Raw genomic sequence first — 15,440 nt, 5'->3', positions numbered from 1 at the left:
CAGGCTCAGGGCGACGAGGGTGGCGGCGGCTGCGCTGCCGAGCGGGGGCAGCGCGCGCGCGACGGCGTGCTTGCGGCTCTTGATGTAGGCCATGCAAATTCTCCGGGAATGGCGGTGAGAGAGGAGAGAACTCGCTGGCGGTCCGGGGGCCGAATGCGTCCTCGGAGTGGCTTGTGAGATTTCAAATACAAATGATAACGACTCTCAGTACAAAGGTAACCATTGCCACATCAACGATTGACATTTGCGTTGCGAAGGCACGACGCCGCTGTGACGCGTTCGTCGATCGATGCGTGCTGCGCGCCCGCGCCCGGCTGGCGCCGGTCAGTACACGTCCCGACGATAGCGGCCGCTGCGCAGCAGTTCGCGCACCAGGTCGTCGCCGGCGATCTGGCGCAGTGCGGCGTCAACCCCTTGAGCCATGCCTTGAAGGCTGCCGCAGACGTAGATGGCGGCGCCGCGCTCGAGCCACCGCAGCAGTTCGTCGCCGGCGGTGAGCAGCCGGTGCTGGACGTAGCGCCGCTCCTCCTGGTCGCGCGAGAACACCCAGTCCATGCGGGCCAGTACGCCGGCCTGCAACCAGCCGTCGATCTCGCTGCCCAGAAGGCGATCATGCTGCGCGTTCCGCTCGCCGAACATGAGCCAGTGACCATGGCGGCCTGATGCTGCGCAATGGCGTAGATGGCTGCGCAAGCCGGCCAGCCCGGTGCCGTTACCGATCAGAACCAGCGGCCTGTCGTCGTTGCCCTGCAGGCGGAAGCCGTGGTGCGGCCGCAGTTGCAATTGGACCTCGCCGCCGATCGGCAGCAGGGTGCCCAGCAGGCCCGAGGCGGCGCCGAGTTGCCCGTCCGGATGACGCTCCTGCCGCACCATCAGTTGCAGCGAGCCCTCGGCCGGCAGGGACGCAATGGAATAGTCGCGCGGGCGCCCCGGGTCGGCTTGCAGATGCAAACGGGCCAGATCGCCGGATCTCCACTCAGGGAGGCTGTCGCCTGCCCGAGGCACCAGGCTCAACAGGAACACCGGGGCGCCGGCGCTGCCGGCGTTGAGCAGCTCGCGCGCGGCCAGCCGCCACGCAAGTTTGGGCGAGGCACTGGCCGCGGACGTTTCGGGCGTAGCGTCATCCGGGCCGCCAGGGCTGCGGCGAACCAACTGGCGCCACTGCGCCAGGGCGGCCGGATCGGCATTGTCCACCTCGATGCGTGCCCGCTCGGGTTGGGCGCCCCGGGCGGCCAGCCAGTCGTCGAGCCGTCGCCCAAAGCCACAGAAATGTCGGTACTGGCGATCGCCGAGTGCCAGCACCGCATAGTGCAGCGCGGGCCAGGCGTCGGCATGGGCGCTGTCCATCACGGATTCGGCAAAGACGCTGGCACCGTCGGGCGGATCGCCTTCGCCGTAGGTGCTGGCGATGAACAAGGCGCGGCGCGCTTGCCGCAGATCGTCTGCGCCGACGGCATTGAGCGGCAGCACGCGTACGGGTTCCCCGCCTTCGGCCAGCCAGCCGGCGGTCTGCCAGGCAAGCGCCAGCGCCTGCCCGGTCTGGCTGGCATGAAGCACCAGCGTGGCCGGCCGGTCGCCGTCACCGGCCAGTGCCGCCGCCGTCGCCGCGTCCTGGCGGCGGCGCCGCCGCAGCCGCCAGAATATCGCCGAGCACATTGCGGCATACGCCAGCAGCGTGGCCGCTGCGGCCACGGCGCGCCACTGATATTCGCTCATGGGGTCGCGCGATGCGAAAGGCGGCCGCCGGTTGACGCCGCGGCTTCGTTCGGCCAGGCGTCGCTCGCGACCCACTGCACGCCTTCGTCGGTGCGCAGGCAGAACACGGCGGCCAGTGCATGTCGCTGGGCAAACGCCAGCCCATCGTCCGGGCCCAGGACTGTCATCACCGTGGCCAGCGCATCGGCCTGCATGCATTCGTCGTGCACCACGCTGACACTGGCCAGCCGGCCGTCCACCGGGAGCCCGTTGCGCGGGTCGATCGTATGGGACCAGCGCAAACCCTGCGCGTCCCGGTGGGCGTGCCAGCGATCGCCGGAAGTGGCAATGCTGCGGTCGGCCAGCGGCAGGCGCAGGCCGACGCCGGGAGCGGTTTCGATCTGCACTTGCCATGGCTGGCCGCCCGGGCGTCGGCCGCTTGCGCGCAACTCTCCGCCGATCTCGAGAAGGAAATCCGACAGGCCCAGATTGCGCAGCGCGATGGCGGCGTGGTCGACCGCGAATCCCTTGGCAATGCCCGACAGATCGAGCGCCATGCCTCCTGGCTGGAGCACCGTTGCGGTCGATGCGTCGAAAGCAAGGCGTTGCCAGCCCGTGCGCTCACGCGCTCGTGCGAGGGCACCGGCGTCCGGTCGGGATGGCTGGCACTGCGCGTGTGCGCCGAAGCCCCAGAGCGAGACCAGCGGCCCGACCGTCGGATCGATGGCGCCGTCGCTCAGGCCCGCCCAATGCAGTGCGCAAGCCAGTACCCGCGCGAACTCCGGCGCGAGAGCGAAGCGCGTGCCCGGCGCCGCCTGCCGGAACTGGCAGATGTCGCTGTCCGCATGCCAGGTGCTCATCTGGCCGATCACCGCGTCGAACGCTGCGACCAGCGCCTGGCGTGCCGCCTCGTGGGGCAGCATCGCCGGGTTGTCAAAACGCAGCGACCACCCGGTGCCCATCGTCTGGCCCGACAGGTCCTGCACGCTGGCCGAATCCGCCGGGCGTGGCACGGCCGCGTTGGCGTACCCGCCGAAGTGCGGCTGTGCGTAGTCGGCCGTCGCGCGAGGGGGCGGACGCACGGTCAGGGCAGCACTTCGAGCGTGGCGGTGTAGGTCAGCCGCCGTTCCTTGGCATTGGGCACGCTCGTCTTGTTGTCGCGCGTGCTTGCCTCGAGCCAGTACATGCCGGCTTGCGGCCAGGTGACGCTGAACTCGCCCTTGGCGTCGGTCTTGACGGTGACTTCGGCCAGTTGGTCTCGATAGCGCGTGTCGCCGCGGGTGATGTTGACCGCCATGCCGGCGGCCGGCTTTCCGTCGACATGCATCGCGAAGGTCGCCTTCTCGCCTTGGACCAGGTCGGCTGGAGACGTCCTGGGCAGGAGTTCGAGCCCCTTGCCGGTGGCCTTGATTGCGCTCGGCTTGCCGACCGTGGCGAAGGTTTCGATGCGGCCGATGGACTCGGTCACCTCCACGTCGGTTGCGCCGGCCGGGATCTTCGAGGCGATGTCCTCCACGCTGCCGCGCGCCCGCTTGACCTGGCCGTCGCCGGCTTCCTTCCAGCGGGCGAACGCGCCCTGGTTGAGCACGGCGATGCGGTAGGTGCCGGTCTGCGTGAGGTTCAGGTCGAACACGCTGCGCAGTTTGCCGGTGGCGGCGTTCTCCGGCGCCAGGGCGCTGCCATCGGGCGCCACGACGGTGAGATTCTCGAGCGCCAGCGGCCGGTGATTGAAGAAGAACAGGTCGTTCGACACCGCAGCGTCGACGGTGATCCAGTCGGCCTTCGACAGGACCGTGCTGGACGGCATCAGCCACACGTTGTGGGCTGCGGCGAGGGAGCCGAAGGTGCCGAGGACCAGGGCGAGGGCGGTGCAGGCAAGCGTTTTTTTCATGATGAGTGGATCCGGTGAATCGACGGGAACAACCAATGGCTCAGGGTTTGAGTTCGAGGGCAACCGTGCCGAGTTCGCTCTTGCCTGCAGCCTGAGACTTGGCGGCCTGGGTCGGCGGCCACTGGAATGGAAGGCTGACGATCTCGCGACCGCCCACTTCGCGGGCGGCTTCCACATACAGGGTGTAGGCACCGGGTGCCAGCTTGGGCAGTTGCACCGAACCTTCGGTGGCCTGGATCGTGTGCTGGCCGGCCGGTCGTGTGGCGCTGCTCACGCCGTCGATGGGCATCGACAGTTCGCGGCCGACGCGGCGCCACCACTGGCGCAAGTCCTTCAGCCACTTGGTGCCTTCGCCCTCGGCGTTGCCCTTGTTCTTGACGTCGTACCAGACCGCCAGAGTCCCGGCCACGCTCTGGTCTGGACGCTCGACCCAGGCGGCCAGGTAGGGCCGGTGATACTCGGCGGTGTCGATGCGCGGGACCTCGACGCTGACGGACAGTCCGGCCGCAAATGCGGGCGCGCCCATCATCGAGACCAAGGCAAGGGAATAGCGAAGATGCACGAAAGCTCCTCTGTTCGGGTTTGAATTCAGTGGATGAGCAGCAAGGCGAGCAGGACTGGCGCAAGCAGTCCCATGCCCACCATGGGCCAGGTGAAGGGGCGGTTGCCGGCGTGCATCTTCAGGATGAAGAAGCCGGTGACGGCGAATACCAGTGCGGCCGCGCCCAGGATGTCGATGAACCAGCGCCAGGCCGCGCCGGTGTGGCGCCCCTTGTGCAGGTCGTTCAGGTAGGACACCCAGCCGCGGTCGGTGCGCTCGTATTCAAGCTCGCCGTCTGGCAGGCCGATCCGCAGCCAGGCGTCGCCACCGGGCCGCGGCAGGGAAAGATAGACCTCCTGCGGCGACCACTCCGCCTCGAGGTCCGCGGTGCCGATCTCCCATTGCTCCTCGAGCCAGGCCTGCAGCGGCATGGGCAGCGGCGCCCGGCCACCGTGGGCCCGCGCCGTCGGGAGCGCCTGGACAAGGCTGTCGACGAGCGGGGCGGCCAACTGTTGTTGACGGGTGCTCACACGGGGCTTCGACTCGATCTGCGAGGCGTGATTGAGCGTGATGCCGGTCACCGAGAACAGCAGGATGCCGAACAGGCACAGCGCCGAACTGACCCAATGCCATTCGTGCAGAGTCTTGAGCCAGTAGGCCCGGCGGCGGTGATCGGAATGGGGCGCGGGAGCAGGCATAGTCAGCCCGCATTCTAGTTGCGTAAATGAGAATGACTTGTATTTACATAACTTTACCGAGCACAAAAAAACGGGGTCCTTGCCCCGCTTTCTCGTTTCCTCGCCGGCACCGCGCCGCCCGGCGGGTGGGGCCGGGTCAGGAGACCTCGGCCATCTGCGACTGGAGATAGTTTTGCAGTCCGACCTTGCCAACCAGGTCGATCTGGGTTTCCAGGAAGTCGATGTGTTCTTCCGTGTCGTCCAGGATGCCCTGCAGCAGGTCGCGCGAAACGTAGTCGCGCACCGTCTCGCAGTGCGCGATGCCGTCCTTGATCGTCGCCTGCGCGCCCTGCTCGGACTTCAGGTCGGCGGCCAGGATCTCGGGCACGTCTTCGCCGACGTTGAGTTTGCCCAGGTCCTGCAGATTCGGGAGGCCGTCGAGCATGAAGATCCGGTCCATCAGTTGGTCGGCATGCTTCATCTCGCCAATGGATTCCTCGTATTCCTTCTTGGCCAGCTTGTCCAGGCCCCAATGCTTGAGCATCCGGTAGTGCAGGAAGTATTGGTTGATGGCGGTCAACTCGTTCTTCAGCTGCGCCTGCAGATGTTCGATGACCTTTGCGTCGCCCTTCATGGTTTTCCTTCTTGTTGTAGGTAAAGGCAGCGATTGTCCAAGCCGCATGCACCTGCGCGCAAGCCTGGGCCGCCTATATCCGCACGACAGTGCTCTGCATGCTTGTGAGGGTGATTGCGGTTCGCATCGCTGCACTTGGCGAGGCCGGCCGCGTCCGCTGACGGCCATAGGCGCGCGGCGTTGAAACAATAGACAAATTCTATTGAAATGGCCTATTCCATACGTATACTTGAGCCTTCACCCGAATCATTCGGCCACTTCAGCAACAGCAAAGGAAACGACACATGTCCGTTATCAACACCGAAATCAAACCCTTCAAGGCCACCGCATACAAGGACGGCAAGTTCATCGAAGTGTCCGACGCGGACGTCAAGGGCAAGTGGTCCGTCTTTTTCTTCTACCCGGCCGACTTCACCTTCGTCTGCCCGACCGAACTGGGCGACGTGGCCGACCACTACGCCGAATTCCAGAAGCTGGGCGTGGAGATCTACTCCGTGTCGACCGACACGCACTTCACGCACAAGGCCTGGCACGATTCGTCGGACACCATCGGCAAGGTGAAGTACCCCATGATCGGCGACCCGACGCTGGCCATCAGCCGCAACTTCGAAGTGCTGCGTGAAGACCAGGGCCTGGCCAACCGCGGCACCTACATCGTCGATCCGCAAGGCGTGATCCAGGCGCTGGAAATCACCGCCGAAGGCATCGGCCGCGACGCCAAGGACCTGCTGCGCAAGGTCAAGGCTGCCCAGTATGTCGCCGCCCACCCGGGCGAAGTCTGCCCCGCCAAGTGGGAAGAGGGCGCCACCACGCTGAAGCCTTCGTTCGACCTGGTCGGCAAGATCTAAGAAGGTCATGTCCGTCACCCGGCTGGCTGCCACGTCGGGCGCGTCGTCTCCCCTGGTGGGAGGGCGCGCCGGCTGAGGCTGCCCGGTCCGCGGCTTGCCTCAGGCTGCCGCGTCCGAAAAAGAGCCCGGGTGCCCACAAGGCCCCGGGCTTTTGCGTTTCGTGCAAACGCCCCCATCTGACAGAGATCGAGAAAGAGGAACAGAACGCCATGCTTGACGCCAGCACCAAAGCCCAACTCGCCAGTTACCTGGAGCGCATTTCCAACCCCATCGAGATCGTTGCCTCGCTGGACGACACGTCTGCCTCGAAGGACATGCTTTCGATGCTCAAGGACGTGGCCGAGGCGTCGAACCTCGTCACCCTGATCGAGAGCCGCGACGACACGCATCGCAAGCCGTCCTTCTCGGTCAACAAGCCGGGCGAGAGCCACGGCCCGCGCTTTGCCGGCCTGCCGATGGGGCACGAGTTCACGTCGCTGGTGCTGGCTCTGCTGCAGGTGGGCGGCTATCCCCCCAAGGTGGAGCAGGCGATCCTGGACCAGATCCGCGGGCTCGACGGCGATTTCGAGTTCGAGGTGTACGTTTCGCTGACCTGCCACAACTGCCCGGACGTGGTGCAGGCGCTGAACCTGATGGCGATCCAGAACCCGCGCATCAAGACCACGATGATCGAGGGCGGCACTTTCCAGGACGAGATCAAGGAGCGCCAGATCATGGGCGTGCCGACGGTGTTCCTCAACGGAACCATGTTCGGCAGCGGACGCATGAGCCTGGAGGAAATCCTGGCCAAGATCGACGTCGGCGGCATCGAGCGCGAGGCGAAGAAGATCTCGGCCAAGGATCCGTTCGACGTGCTGATCGTCGGCGGTGGCCCGGCGGGCGCGGCGGCCGCCGTCTACGCTGCGCGCAAGGGCATCCGTACCGGCATCGCGTCGGAACGCTTCGGCGGCCAGGTGCTCGACACGCTGGGCATCGAGAACTTCATCTCGATCAAGGAGACGGAGGGCCCGAAGTTCGCGCTCGCGCTGGAAGAGCACGTGCGCCACTACGACGTCGACATCATGAACCTGCAGCGAGCCATGGCGCTGGTGCCGGGGGCAGGCCCCGACAAGAATCTGGTCGAAGTTCAGTTGGAAAGCGGCGCCACGCTCAAGTCGAGGACCGTGATCCTGTCGACGGGCGCGCGCTGGCGCAACGTGAACGTCCCGGGCGAGAAGGAGTTCAAGAACAAGGGCGTGGCCTATTGCCCGCACTGCGATGGCCCGCTCTACAAGGGCAAGCGGGTCGCGGTGATCGGCGGCGGCAACTCCGGCGTCGAGGCGGCCATCGACCTGGCCGGCATCGTCAAGCACGTCACCCTGGTCGAGTTCGACACCAAGCTGCGCGCCGACGAGGTGCTGCAGCGCAAGCTGCGCAGCCTGCCGAATGTCACGGTGATCATGAACGCCCAGACCACCGAAATCACCGGCGACGACAAGGTCAACGGCCTGACCTACAAGGACCGTGCGAGCGGCGAGGAGCACCGCGTCGATCTCGAAGGTGTGTTCGTGCAGATCGGCCTGGTGCCCAACACGGAGTGGCTCAAGGGCGCGTTGGAGTTGTCCCGCCACGGCGAGATCGTGGTGGACGACCGCGGCCAGACCTCGATGCCCGGCGTGTTCGCCGCTGGCGACGCGACGACGGTTCCGTTCAAGCAGATCATCATCGCCGCCGGCGATGGCGCCAAGGCGGCTCTGGCTGCCTTCGACCACCTCATCCGCGCCACCGCGCCGGCTTGAGGGCAGCGCGCCGGGCGTCCCGCAGGACGCCCTGTCAGCGCTAGTAGATCAGCCGCTCCGGCCGCACTTCCTGCAAGATCGTGGTGGCGATTTCCTCGATCGACTTGGTGGTCGTCGACAGCCATCGGATGCCGGCGCGCCGCATCATGGCTTCGGCCTCGCTGACCTCGGAGCGGCAGTTTTCCAGGCTGGCATAGCGCGATCCGGGCCGGCGCTCGTTGCGAATCTCCGCCAGCCGCTCGGGCTGGATCGTCAGCCCGAAGATCTTCTTGCGATGCGGCAGGAGGGCGGGCGGCAGCTGCCGGCGGTCGAAATCCTCGGGGATCAGCGGATAGTTGGCCGCCTTCAACCCGTGCTGCATGGCCAGGTACAGCGAGGTGGGCGTCTTGCCGCTGCGGCTGACGCCGACCAATATCACGTCGGCGCCTCCGAGGTCGCGATTGCTCTGGCCGTCGTCGTGCATCAGGCTGAAGTCGATGGCCGCAATCCGGTCGTTGTATTCCTTGCTCTTGCTGACGTCCGAGAAGCGGCCGATCCGGTGGTTGGATTTGATGCCCAGCTCGATTTCCAGCGGACGCACGAACGTGCCGAACATGTCCAGCAGCATGCCCTTGCAGCCGGTTTCGATCACCGCGAGCACGTCGGAATTGGCCAGCGTGGTGAAGACGATGGGCCGCACACCTTCCAGTTCGGCGGTGTGATTGATCTGCCGCACTGCCTGGTGCGCCTTGTCCACGGTGTCGGTGAACGGCAGGCGCACGTGGCGCGGCTTGATCTCGAACTGGGCCAGCACGGCATTGCCGAAGGTCTCGGCGGTGATGCCGGTGCCATCGGAGACGAAGAAAACGGTACGGGTGGTCATGGAACGGCGCCTTGTCCTTCAGGCCGCCAGGTCAAAGTGGCGCCTACAATTCCCGGGATTATGGTGAGTTCGGGGCAAGCCGCGCGCAGGCCCCTGCCGCCCGTTACGAATCCCACCCATGTCCTGCCTGCGCGCGCCCAAAGCAACCAGAACGATCGTGTGCGCTCCCAGGGATGGCGATGCCCGCTTTTCAACTTCCGGAGCTTTCCCATGTCTGAACTCTTTGCGGCGACCGCGCTGGTCGTACCGTTCGAAAACCTGAGGATGACCGACGTCGAGGCGGTTGGCGGCAAGAACGCCAGCCTCGGCGAAATGCTGTCCCAGCTGCCTGAGGGTGTGCGCGTGCCGACGGGCTTTGCCACCACCGCCCACGCGTTTCGCGAGTTTCTTGCGCACGAGGGCCTGTCGGCCAGGATTCAGCAGCGCCTGGCGTCCCTGAACGTCGACGATGTGCGCGCGTTGGCAGCCGCCGGCGCCGAGATCCGCGGCTGGATCGAGGCTCAGCCTTTCCCTGCAAACCTGGCGCAGGCCGTGCGCGACGCCTTCGCCAAGCTGTCGGCCGGTGACGCGAAGGCCAGCTTCGCGGTGCGCTCCTCGGCCACGGCTGAAGACCTTCCCGATGCATCCTTTGCCGGCCAGCAGGAGACCTTCCTGAATGTGGTCGGCATCGAGGACGTTCTGCACAAGATGAAGGAGGTGTTCGCCTCCCTCTACAACGATCGCGCCATCAGCTACCGCGTGCACAAGGGCTTCGCCCATGACGTGGTGGCGCTGTCTGCCGGCGTGCAGCGCATGGTCCGGTCCGACCTGGGCGCCGCGGGTGTGATGTTTACCATCGACACCGAATCGGGCTTCGATCAGGTCGTGTTCATCACGTCGAGCTACGGGCTGGGCGAGACCGTGGTCCAGGGCGCCGTCAACCCCGACGAGTTCTACGTGCACAAGCCCACGCTGAAGGCCGGCCGCAAGGCGGTGATTCGCCGCAACCTGGGCTCCAAGCTGGTCCAGATGGTGTTTGCCACGCCCGAGGAAAAGGCCGCAACCGGCAAGCTGGTGACGACCGGTGACGTGCCGACCGAGCAGCGCAACCGCTATTCGCTGACCGATGCGGAGGTCGAGCAGCTGGCGCGCTATGCGCTGGTCATCGAGGAACACTATGGTCGTCCGATGGACATCGAGTGGGGCAAGGACGGCACCGACGGCCAGCTCTACATCCTGCAGGCGCGCCCCGAGACGGTGAAGAGCCAGCAGCAGGGCAAGGCCGAGCAGCGCTACAAGCTCAAGGGCCGCTCCAGTGTGCTGGCCGAGGGCCGCGCAATCGGCCAGAAGATCGGCACCGGGCCGGTGCGCCTGGTGCATCACATCAGCGAGATGGACAAGGTGCAGCCGGGCGACGTGCTGGTCACCGACATGACCGACCCCAACTGGGAACCGGTCATGAAGCGCGCCAGCGCCATCGTCACCAACCGCGGGGGGCGGACCTGCCACGCGGCCATCATCGCGCGCGAGCTGGGCATTCCGGCCGTGGTCGGCTGCGGCGACGCCACCGATCTGCTCAAGGACGGCACGCTGGTCACCGTGAGCTGCTCGGAGGGCGACACCGGCTTCATCTACGACGGCCTGCTCGAGACGGAGGTCACCGAAGTGCAGCGCGGCGAGATGCCCGACATCGACATCCAGCTGATGATGAACATCGGCAATCCGCAACTGGCCTTCGACTTCGCCCAGTTGCCCAACCACGGCGTCGGCCTGGCGCGGCTGGAATTCATCATCAACAACAACATCGGGGTGCATCCGAAGGCCATCCTCGACTATCCGAACGTCGACAACGACCTGAAGAAGGCTGTGGAGTCCGTGGCCCGCGGCCACGCGTCGCCGCGCGCCTTCTACGTCGACAAGGTCACCGAAGGGGTGGCCACCATCGCCGCGGCGTTCTGGCCCAAGAAGGTCATCGTGCGGCTGTCGGACTTCAAGAGCAATGAATATCGCAAGCTGATCGGCGGCTCGCGCTACGAGCCCGACGAGGAAAACCCGATGCTCGGCTTCCGCGGCGCGGCACGCTACCTGAGCAGCGACTTCGGCGAGGCCTTCGCGATGGAATGCGAGGCGCTGCGGCGAGTTCGCGACGAGATGGGCCTGACCAACGTGCAGATCATGGTCCCGTTCGTGCGTACGCTCGGCCAGGCCAAGCGAGTCACCCAACTGCTCGGGCAGCAGGGGCTCAAGCGCGGCGAGAACGAGCTCAAGCTCATCATGATGTGCGAGGTGCCGAGCAACGCCATTCTGGCGGACGAGTTCCTCGAGTATTTCGACGGCTTCTCGATCGGATCGAACGACCTGACCCAGCTCACGCTGGGCCTGGACCGCGATTCGGGCCTGGACCTGCTGGCAGCGGATTTCGATGAGCGCGACCCCGCCGTCAAGGCGATGCTCTCGCGCGCCATCAAGGCCTGCAAGAGCAAGGGCGCCTATGTCGGCATCTGCGGGCAGGGGCCCAGCGACCATCCCGACTTCGCGCTCTGGTTGGCCGAGCAGGGCATCGAATCGATCTCGCTGAACCCCGACAGCGTGATCGACACCTGGCAGCTGCTGGCGTCGCGCTGAGCGGCGCGGCCCAGGGTCGTGCGGCAGTTGTTGCTGCTGCACGACAAATATTTCACTGGTCGTAGCCTGTAATTTGGCTGTCAGGCGATTGGGCTTGAAACAAAGTGCGTCTTTGGTGTCAAACTTTGGCATCAGGGGATGGATGCCGGCGCTTTCGCGAATTAGAAAGTCACCAAGACGCGCGAGCCGGCGGACCAACAGGGCGCACACATGATCTTGGTGAAGACAGAGGCTGGCCAGCTGGCCTTGAAGGACCGTTCCCTTGGATTGACGCCGCGCCAGCGCTCGGCGTTCATCATGTTCGATGGCAGGCGCTCGGTGGGCGACGTGCTGGGCCTTGGCCTGGGTGTGACGGCGGACGACATCGACCAGTTGGTCGGTGCCGGCCTTCTGGGGCGGCCCGATGGCGCGCCGGCCGCGGTGCCGGCCGCACAGGCTCTGACACAGACGGCTCCCGCGACGTCGCCGGCTCCGGCTGCACCGACCGTCCAGCACGGGCGTACGCCCCAACAGCGCTACCAGGACGCCTACCCCGTCGCGACGCGGCTGACCTCCGGGCTTGGCCTGCGCGGCTTCAAGTTGAACCTCCAGGTGGAGGCAGCGACCCGCTACGAGGATCTGGTGGCCCTGGCGCCCAAGATCCGCGCGGCCGTCGGCCCGGATTCGGCTGCCGAACTGGACCGCGCGTTGGACGTCTAGGAGCCGCGGCTTGGGGTTGCGGCAGGATCGGGCTATAATGCTCGGCTTTGCCTTGCCACACTGCGCCGACGCTGCAGGTGGCTGAACCCTCCCGGGGCGCGGGGCTTGCACAGTTGCAAGGCCTGTCATCCGGGTCCAACCCACAAGGAGTGCCATGCGTCACTACGAGATCATTTTGCTGATCCACCCGGATCAGAGCGAGCAGGTTCCGGCCATGCTGGAACGTTACAAGGGCATGATCACCGCCGGCGGCGGTCAGATCCATCGCCAGGAAGACTGGGGCCGCCGCCAGCTGGCCTACCAGATCAACAAGCTCAACAAGGCGCACTACCTGTGCATCAACATCGAGGCTGACCAGGCCGTGATGGCCGAACTGGAGCACGCCTTCAAGTTCAACGATGCCGTGCTGCGTCACCTGACGGTCCAGAAGAAGAAGGCCGACACCGCGCCTTCGTCGATGATGAAGACCGTCGAGCGCGAAGAGGCCCGCAAGGCCCAGCAGGCGGAGTACGCCGCCAACAACAACGGTTGATGGAAGGTGCCGGCGTGGCGGCCAATCAGCTGGTGCTGACGGCCGTTCTCGCCGAACGCGGATCCCTGCGCTATACGCCCGCCGGCCTGCCGGCACTCGACGTGAGGCTCGAGCATGAGTCCATGGTCGAGGATGCCGGCCAGCGAAGGCAGGTCAAGGCGGCGCTGAAGGCGGTTGCCTTTGGGGCGCAGGCGGAACGATTGGCGGTCCAGGCGTTGGGAAGTCTCTGGCGATTCCAGGGCTTTCTCGCCACCCCAGGCGCTTCCAGGCATCCGGTGCTGCACATCCAGGATTTTCAGCAAGATTAGTTCTCGAGAAGAAAGAGGTCCCGAAAATGGCCACGTTCAAGAAATTCAACAAGGACAAGCGTCCTCGCCGCAACACGCAATCGCTGCTGTTCAAGCGCAAGCGTTTCTGCCGCTTCACCGTCGCTGGCGTCGAAGAAATCGACTACAAGGACATCGACACGCTGCGCGATTTCATCAGCGAGAACGGCAAGATCGTTCCCGCCCGTCTGACCGGCACGCGCGCGATCTACCAACGGCAACTCAACACCGCGATCAAGCGTGCCCGCTTCCTCGCGATGGTGCCGTACAGCGACCAGCATCGCGTCTAAGCCAGGGAAGGAACAAAGAAATGCAAGTCATTCTTCTGGACAAGGTCCTGAACCTCGGCACGCTCGGTGAGATCGTCAAGGTCAAGGACGGCTACGCCCGCAACTTCCTGATCCCGTCGGGCCGCGCTCGCCGCGCCACGGAAGCCAACAAGGCCGAGTTCGCCGCCAAGCGCGCCGAACTGGAAAAGGCCGCGGCCGCCAAGCTGGCCGAATCGCAAGCCCAGGGCGAGAAGCTCTCCGGCACCACCATCAAGCTGACCCAGAAGGCCGGTGTCGATGGCCGCCTGTTCGGCTCCGTCACCAACCACGACATCGCCGAAGAGCTGGAAAAGCTCGGCTACAAGGTTGCGAAGTCGCAAGTGCGCATGCCCAACGGCCCGATCAAGGTCGTCGGCGACAACACCGTGTCGGTTGCACTGCATACCGACGTGGTGGTCGAGATCGGCGTCACCGTTTACGGCGAAAGCGCCTGATCGCTGGCTCCAACGGAGCCGCATCGCCAAGGCCGCCCGCGGGGCGGCCTTTTTCGTTTCGGGCGCGGCCTGGGTTGTCCCGTGCAGCGCACCGGAAGATCACCGGATATCCACAGCCTTGTCCCGTGACCTGGGCCCTTCGGCGGCTTAGGATGGGCGGTTGCCAATCGACCACCAATGTCAGCAGTTTTTTCCAAAGCGGACAACGATCCGACCCCTGACCGCCAGGTCGCCCAGTTGCGGGTGCCGCCGCATTCCGTGGAAGCCGAATCCAGCGTACTGGGCGGCCTGCTGCTCGACAACGGCGCCTGGGACCGGGTGGGCGACCTGCTGGTGGACAACGACTTCTACCGTCACGAGCACCGGCTGATCTACGCCGCCATGGGCGTGTTGATCAACGCCAACAAGCCGGCAGACGTCATCACTGTCTACGAGCGCCTGCAGAACCTGGGCAATGCCGACGAGGTGGGTGGCCTGGCCTACCTGAACTCGCTGGCGCAGTACGTGCCCAGCGCAGGCAACATCCGCCGCTATGCGGAGATCGTGCGCGAGCGCTCCATCCTGCGCAAGCTGGTGGCCGCCAGCGACGAGATCGCCACCAACGCCTTCAATCCGCAAGGCAAGGCGGTCGACAAGATCCTGGACGAGGCCGAGCAGAAGATCTTCAACATCGGCGAAGAAGGCACGCGGATGAAGCAGGGCTTCCAGAGCATGGATGCCCTGGTCGTGGAGCTGCTCGATCGGGTGACGGAAATGGCCGACAACCCGAACGACATCACGGGCGTTCGCACCGGCTTCTACGAATTCGACAAGATGACCTCGGGCCTGCAGCCGGGCGACATGATCGTGCTGGCGGCGCGGCCTTCGATGGGCAAGACCTCGCTGGCCATCAACATCGCCGAGCACGTGGCGATCGAGGAGGGGCTGCCGGTGGCGGTGTTCTCCATGGAAATGGGCGCCTCGCAACTGGCGGTGCGTATCGTCGGCTCGATCGGCCGCATCGATCAGGGCCACCTTCGCAACGGCCGCCTCACGGACGAGGAATGGCCGCGCCTGACCGAGGCGATCGAGAAGTTGCGCACCGTGTCGCTGCACATCGACGAGACGCCGGGCCTGACCACCAGCGAATTGCGCGCCAATGCGCGGCGCCTGGCGCGCCAGTACGGCCGGCTGGGCCTGATCGTGGTCGACTACCTGCAGCTGATGAGCGTGTCGACCAGCATGAACGACGAGAACCGCGCCACGGCCGTGGGTGAGATCTCGCGCGGGCTGAAGATGCTGGCCAAGGAACTCAAGTGCCCGGTCATCGCCCTTTCGCAGCTGTCGCGCGGCGTGGAAAGCCGTACCGACAAGCGCCCGATGATGAGCGACCTGCGTGAGTCCGGCGCGATCGAGCAGGACGCGGACCTGATCATGTTCATCTACCGCGACGACTACTACAACAAGGAAAGCAAGGAGCCGGGCGTGGCCGAGGTAATCATCAGCAAGCACCGCAACGGGCCGACCGGCACCGTCAAGCTTGCCTTCCTCAAGCCACTGACCAAGTTCGAGAATCTCGCCACCGGCGAGGACTACTCGTACTGAAGCGCT

16 protein-coding genes are annotated in these 15,440 nt (G+C 65.6%); 9 read left to right on the top strand and 7 right to left on the bottom strand.

The genetic code is table 11. The features are described 5' to 3' along the window. Positions 1–324 precede the first annotated feature (324 nt). The 6 genes from VES41_RS00150 to bfr form a co-directional block, all read right to left on the bottom strand. Positions 325–1,716, bottom strand: coding sequence for a sulfite reductase subunit alpha (locus VES41_RS00150; protein ID WP_324811475.1), 1,392 nt, complete (start codon positions 1,714–1,716; stop codon positions 325–327). Beyond that, positions 1,713–2,777 carry an FAD:protein FMN transferase gene (locus VES41_RS00145; protein WP_324811473.1) on the bottom strand — a complete coding sequence of 355 codons (1,065 nt, stop codon included), beginning with the start codon at positions 2,775–2,777 and terminating at the stop codon, positions 1,713–1,715. The genes VES41_RS00150 and VES41_RS00145 overlap by 4 nt, the downstream gene beginning before the upstream one ends. 2 nt (positions 2,778–2,779) lie before the next feature. Beyond that, the gene (locus VES41_RS00140; protein ID WP_324811471.1) at positions 2,780–3,586 is read right to left on the bottom strand and encodes a DUF4198 domain-containing protein; all 807 of its coding nucleotides are present in this window, start codon (positions 3,584–3,586) and stop codon (positions 2,780–2,782) included. Positions 3,587–3,626: 40 nt separating this feature from the next. Continuing rightward, positions 3,627–4,115 carry a DUF2271 domain-containing protein gene (locus tag VES41_RS00135; RefSeq protein ID WP_324811478.1) on the bottom strand — a complete coding sequence of 163 codons (489 nt, stop codon included), beginning with the start codon at positions 4,113–4,115 and terminating at the stop codon, positions 3,627–3,629. Between the two features lie 59 nt (positions 4,116–4,174). Next, complete coding sequence (locus tag VES41_RS00130) at positions 4,175–4,825, bottom strand: PepSY-associated TM helix domain-containing protein (RefSeq protein WP_324811469.1); 651 nt, start codon at positions 4,823–4,825, stop codon at positions 4,175–4,177. A 136-nt stretch (positions 4,826–4,961) separates the two neighbouring features. Continuing rightward, positions 4,962–5,438 (bottom strand): bacterioferritin, encoded by a 477-nt coding sequence (gene bfr, locus VES41_RS00125; protein ID WP_324811467.1) that lies wholly within the window; start codon positions 5,436–5,438, stop codon positions 4,962–4,964. Positions 5,439–5,722: 284 nt separating this feature from the next. Between bfr and ahpC the strand changes: the two genes are divergently transcribed. Beyond that, on the top strand, positions 5,723–6,286 hold the full coding sequence (gene ahpC / locus VES41_RS00120) for an alkyl hydroperoxide reductase subunit C (protein ID WP_324811465.1): 564 nt from the start codon (positions 5,723–5,725) through the stop codon (positions 6,284–6,286). Positions 6,287–6,495: 209 nt separating this feature from the next. Further along, positions 6,496–8,064, top strand: coding sequence for an alkyl hydroperoxide reductase subunit F (gene ahpF / locus VES41_RS00115; protein WP_324811463.1), 1,569 nt, complete (start codon positions 6,496–6,498; stop codon positions 8,062–8,064). A gap of 40 nt (positions 8,065–8,104) precedes the next feature. On the opposite strand, the gene ppsR is transcribed toward ahpF, so the two are convergent. Continuing rightward, on the bottom strand, positions 8,105–8,926 hold the full coding sequence (ppsR, locus tag VES41_RS00110) for a posphoenolpyruvate synthetase regulatory kinase/phosphorylase PpsR (RefSeq protein ID WP_324811461.1): 822 nt from the start codon (positions 8,924–8,926) through the stop codon (positions 8,105–8,107). A 210-nt stretch (positions 8,927–9,136) separates the two neighbouring features. On the opposite strand from ppsR, the gene ppsA reads away from it, so the two are divergent. From ppsA to dnaB, 7 genes are all read left to right on the top strand, one after another. Continuing rightward, positions 9,137–11,530 (top strand): phosphoenolpyruvate synthase, encoded by a 2,394-nt coding sequence (gene ppsA, locus VES41_RS00105; RefSeq protein WP_324811459.1) that lies wholly within the window; start codon positions 9,137–9,139, stop codon positions 11,528–11,530. Between the two features lie 210 nt (positions 11,531–11,740). After that, positions 11,741–12,229, top strand: coding sequence for a hypothetical protein (locus VES41_RS00100; RefSeq protein ID WP_324811457.1), 489 nt, complete (start codon positions 11,741–11,743; stop codon positions 12,227–12,229). 154 nt (positions 12,230–12,383) lie between these two features. Further along, complete coding sequence (gene rpsF / locus VES41_RS00095; protein ID WP_286661406.1) at positions 12,384–12,761, top strand: 30S ribosomal protein S6; 378 nt, start codon at positions 12,384–12,386, stop codon at positions 12,759–12,761. After that, positions 12,761–13,069 (top strand): primosomal replication protein N, encoded by a 309-nt coding sequence (gene priB / locus VES41_RS00090; RefSeq protein ID WP_324811454.1) that lies wholly within the window; start codon positions 12,761–12,763, stop codon positions 13,067–13,069. Before rpsF ends, priB begins: the two co-directional genes overlap by 1 nt. A gap of 26 nt (positions 13,070–13,095) precedes the next feature. Next, complete coding sequence (gene rpsR / locus VES41_RS00085) at positions 13,096–13,377, top strand: 30S ribosomal protein S18 (protein WP_324811450.1); 282 nt, start codon at positions 13,096–13,098, stop codon at positions 13,375–13,377. A gap of 20 nt (positions 13,378–13,397) precedes the next feature. Next, the gene (gene rplI, locus VES41_RS00080; protein WP_324811447.1) at positions 13,398–13,850 is read left to right on the top strand and encodes a 50S ribosomal protein L9; all 453 of its coding nucleotides are present in this window, start codon (positions 13,398–13,400) and stop codon (positions 13,848–13,850) included. 177 nt (positions 13,851–14,027) lie between these two features. Further along, positions 14,028–15,434, top strand: a complete 1,407-nt coding sequence (dnaB, locus tag VES41_RS00075) for a replicative DNA helicase (RefSeq protein ID WP_324811445.1) — start codon at positions 14,028–14,030, stop codon at positions 15,432–15,434. Positions 15,435–15,440: the final 6 nt, after the last annotated feature.

Origin of the sequence: Variovorax sp., from assembly GCF_035634955.1 — a bacterium.
In the GTDB taxonomy this organism is placed as follows: Bacteria; Pseudomonadota; Gammaproteobacteria; order Burkholderiales; family Burkholderiaceae_C; genus Variovorax.
Note: the sequence above shows the minus strand (reverse complement) of the source record. Positions and strands in the feature narration are given on the sequence as shown.

What these genes read in the sequence shown, in the direction of transcription:
- VES41_RS00150 (WP_324811475.1), bottom strand. Translation starts at nt 1,716, where the DNA reads ATGAGCGAATATCAGTGGCGCGCCGTGGCCGCAGCGGCCACGCTGCTG.
- VES41_RS00140 (WP_324811471.1), bottom strand. Translation starts at nt 3,586, where the DNA reads ATGAAAAAAACGCTTGCCTGCACCGCCCTCGCCCTGGTCCTCGGCACC.
- VES41_RS00135 (WP_324811478.1), bottom strand. Translation starts at nt 4,115, where the DNA reads ATGATGGGCGCGCCCGCATTTGCGGCCGGACTGTCCGTCAGCGTCGAG.
- VES41_RS00130 (WP_324811469.1), bottom strand. Translation starts at nt 4,825, where the DNA reads ATGCCTGCTCCCGCGCCCCATTCCGATCACCGCCGCCGGGCCTACTGG.
- bfr (WP_324811467.1), bottom strand. Translation starts at nt 5,438, where the DNA reads ATGAAGGGCGACGCAAAGGTCATCGAACATCTGCAGGCGCAGCTGAAG.
- ahpC (WP_324811465.1), top strand. Translation starts at nt 5,723, where the DNA reads ATGTCCGTTATCAACACCGAAATCAAACCCTTCAAGGCCACCGCATAC.
- ahpF (WP_324811463.1), top strand. Translation starts at nt 6,496, where the DNA reads ATGCTTGACGCCAGCACCAAAGCCCAACTCGCCAGTTACCTGGAGCGC.
- ppsR (WP_324811461.1), bottom strand. Translation starts at nt 8,926, where the DNA reads ATGACCACCCGTACCGTTTTCTTCGTCTCCGATGGCACCGGCATCACC.
- ppsA (WP_324811459.1), top strand. Translation starts at nt 9,137, where the DNA reads ATGTCTGAACTCTTTGCGGCGACCGCGCTGGTCGTACCGTTCGAAAAC.
- VES41_RS00100 (WP_324811457.1), top strand. Translation starts at nt 11,741, where the DNA reads ATGATCTTGGTGAAGACAGAGGCTGGCCAGCTGGCCTTGAAGGACCGT.
- rpsF (WP_286661406.1), top strand. Translation starts at nt 12,384, where the DNA reads ATGCGTCACTACGAGATCATTTTGCTGATCCACCCGGATCAGAGCGAG.
- priB (WP_324811454.1), top strand. Translation starts at nt 12,761, where the DNA reads ATGGAAGGTGCCGGCGTGGCGGCCAATCAGCTGGTGCTGACGGCCGTT.
- rpsR (WP_324811450.1), top strand. Translation starts at nt 13,096, where the DNA reads ATGGCCACGTTCAAGAAATTCAACAAGGACAAGCGTCCTCGCCGCAAC.
- rplI (WP_324811447.1), top strand. Translation starts at nt 13,398, where the DNA reads ATGCAAGTCATTCTTCTGGACAAGGTCCTGAACCTCGGCACGCTCGGT.
- dnaB (WP_324811445.1), top strand. Translation starts at nt 14,028, where the DNA reads ATGTCAGCAGTTTTTTCCAAAGCGGACAACGATCCGACCCCTGACCGC.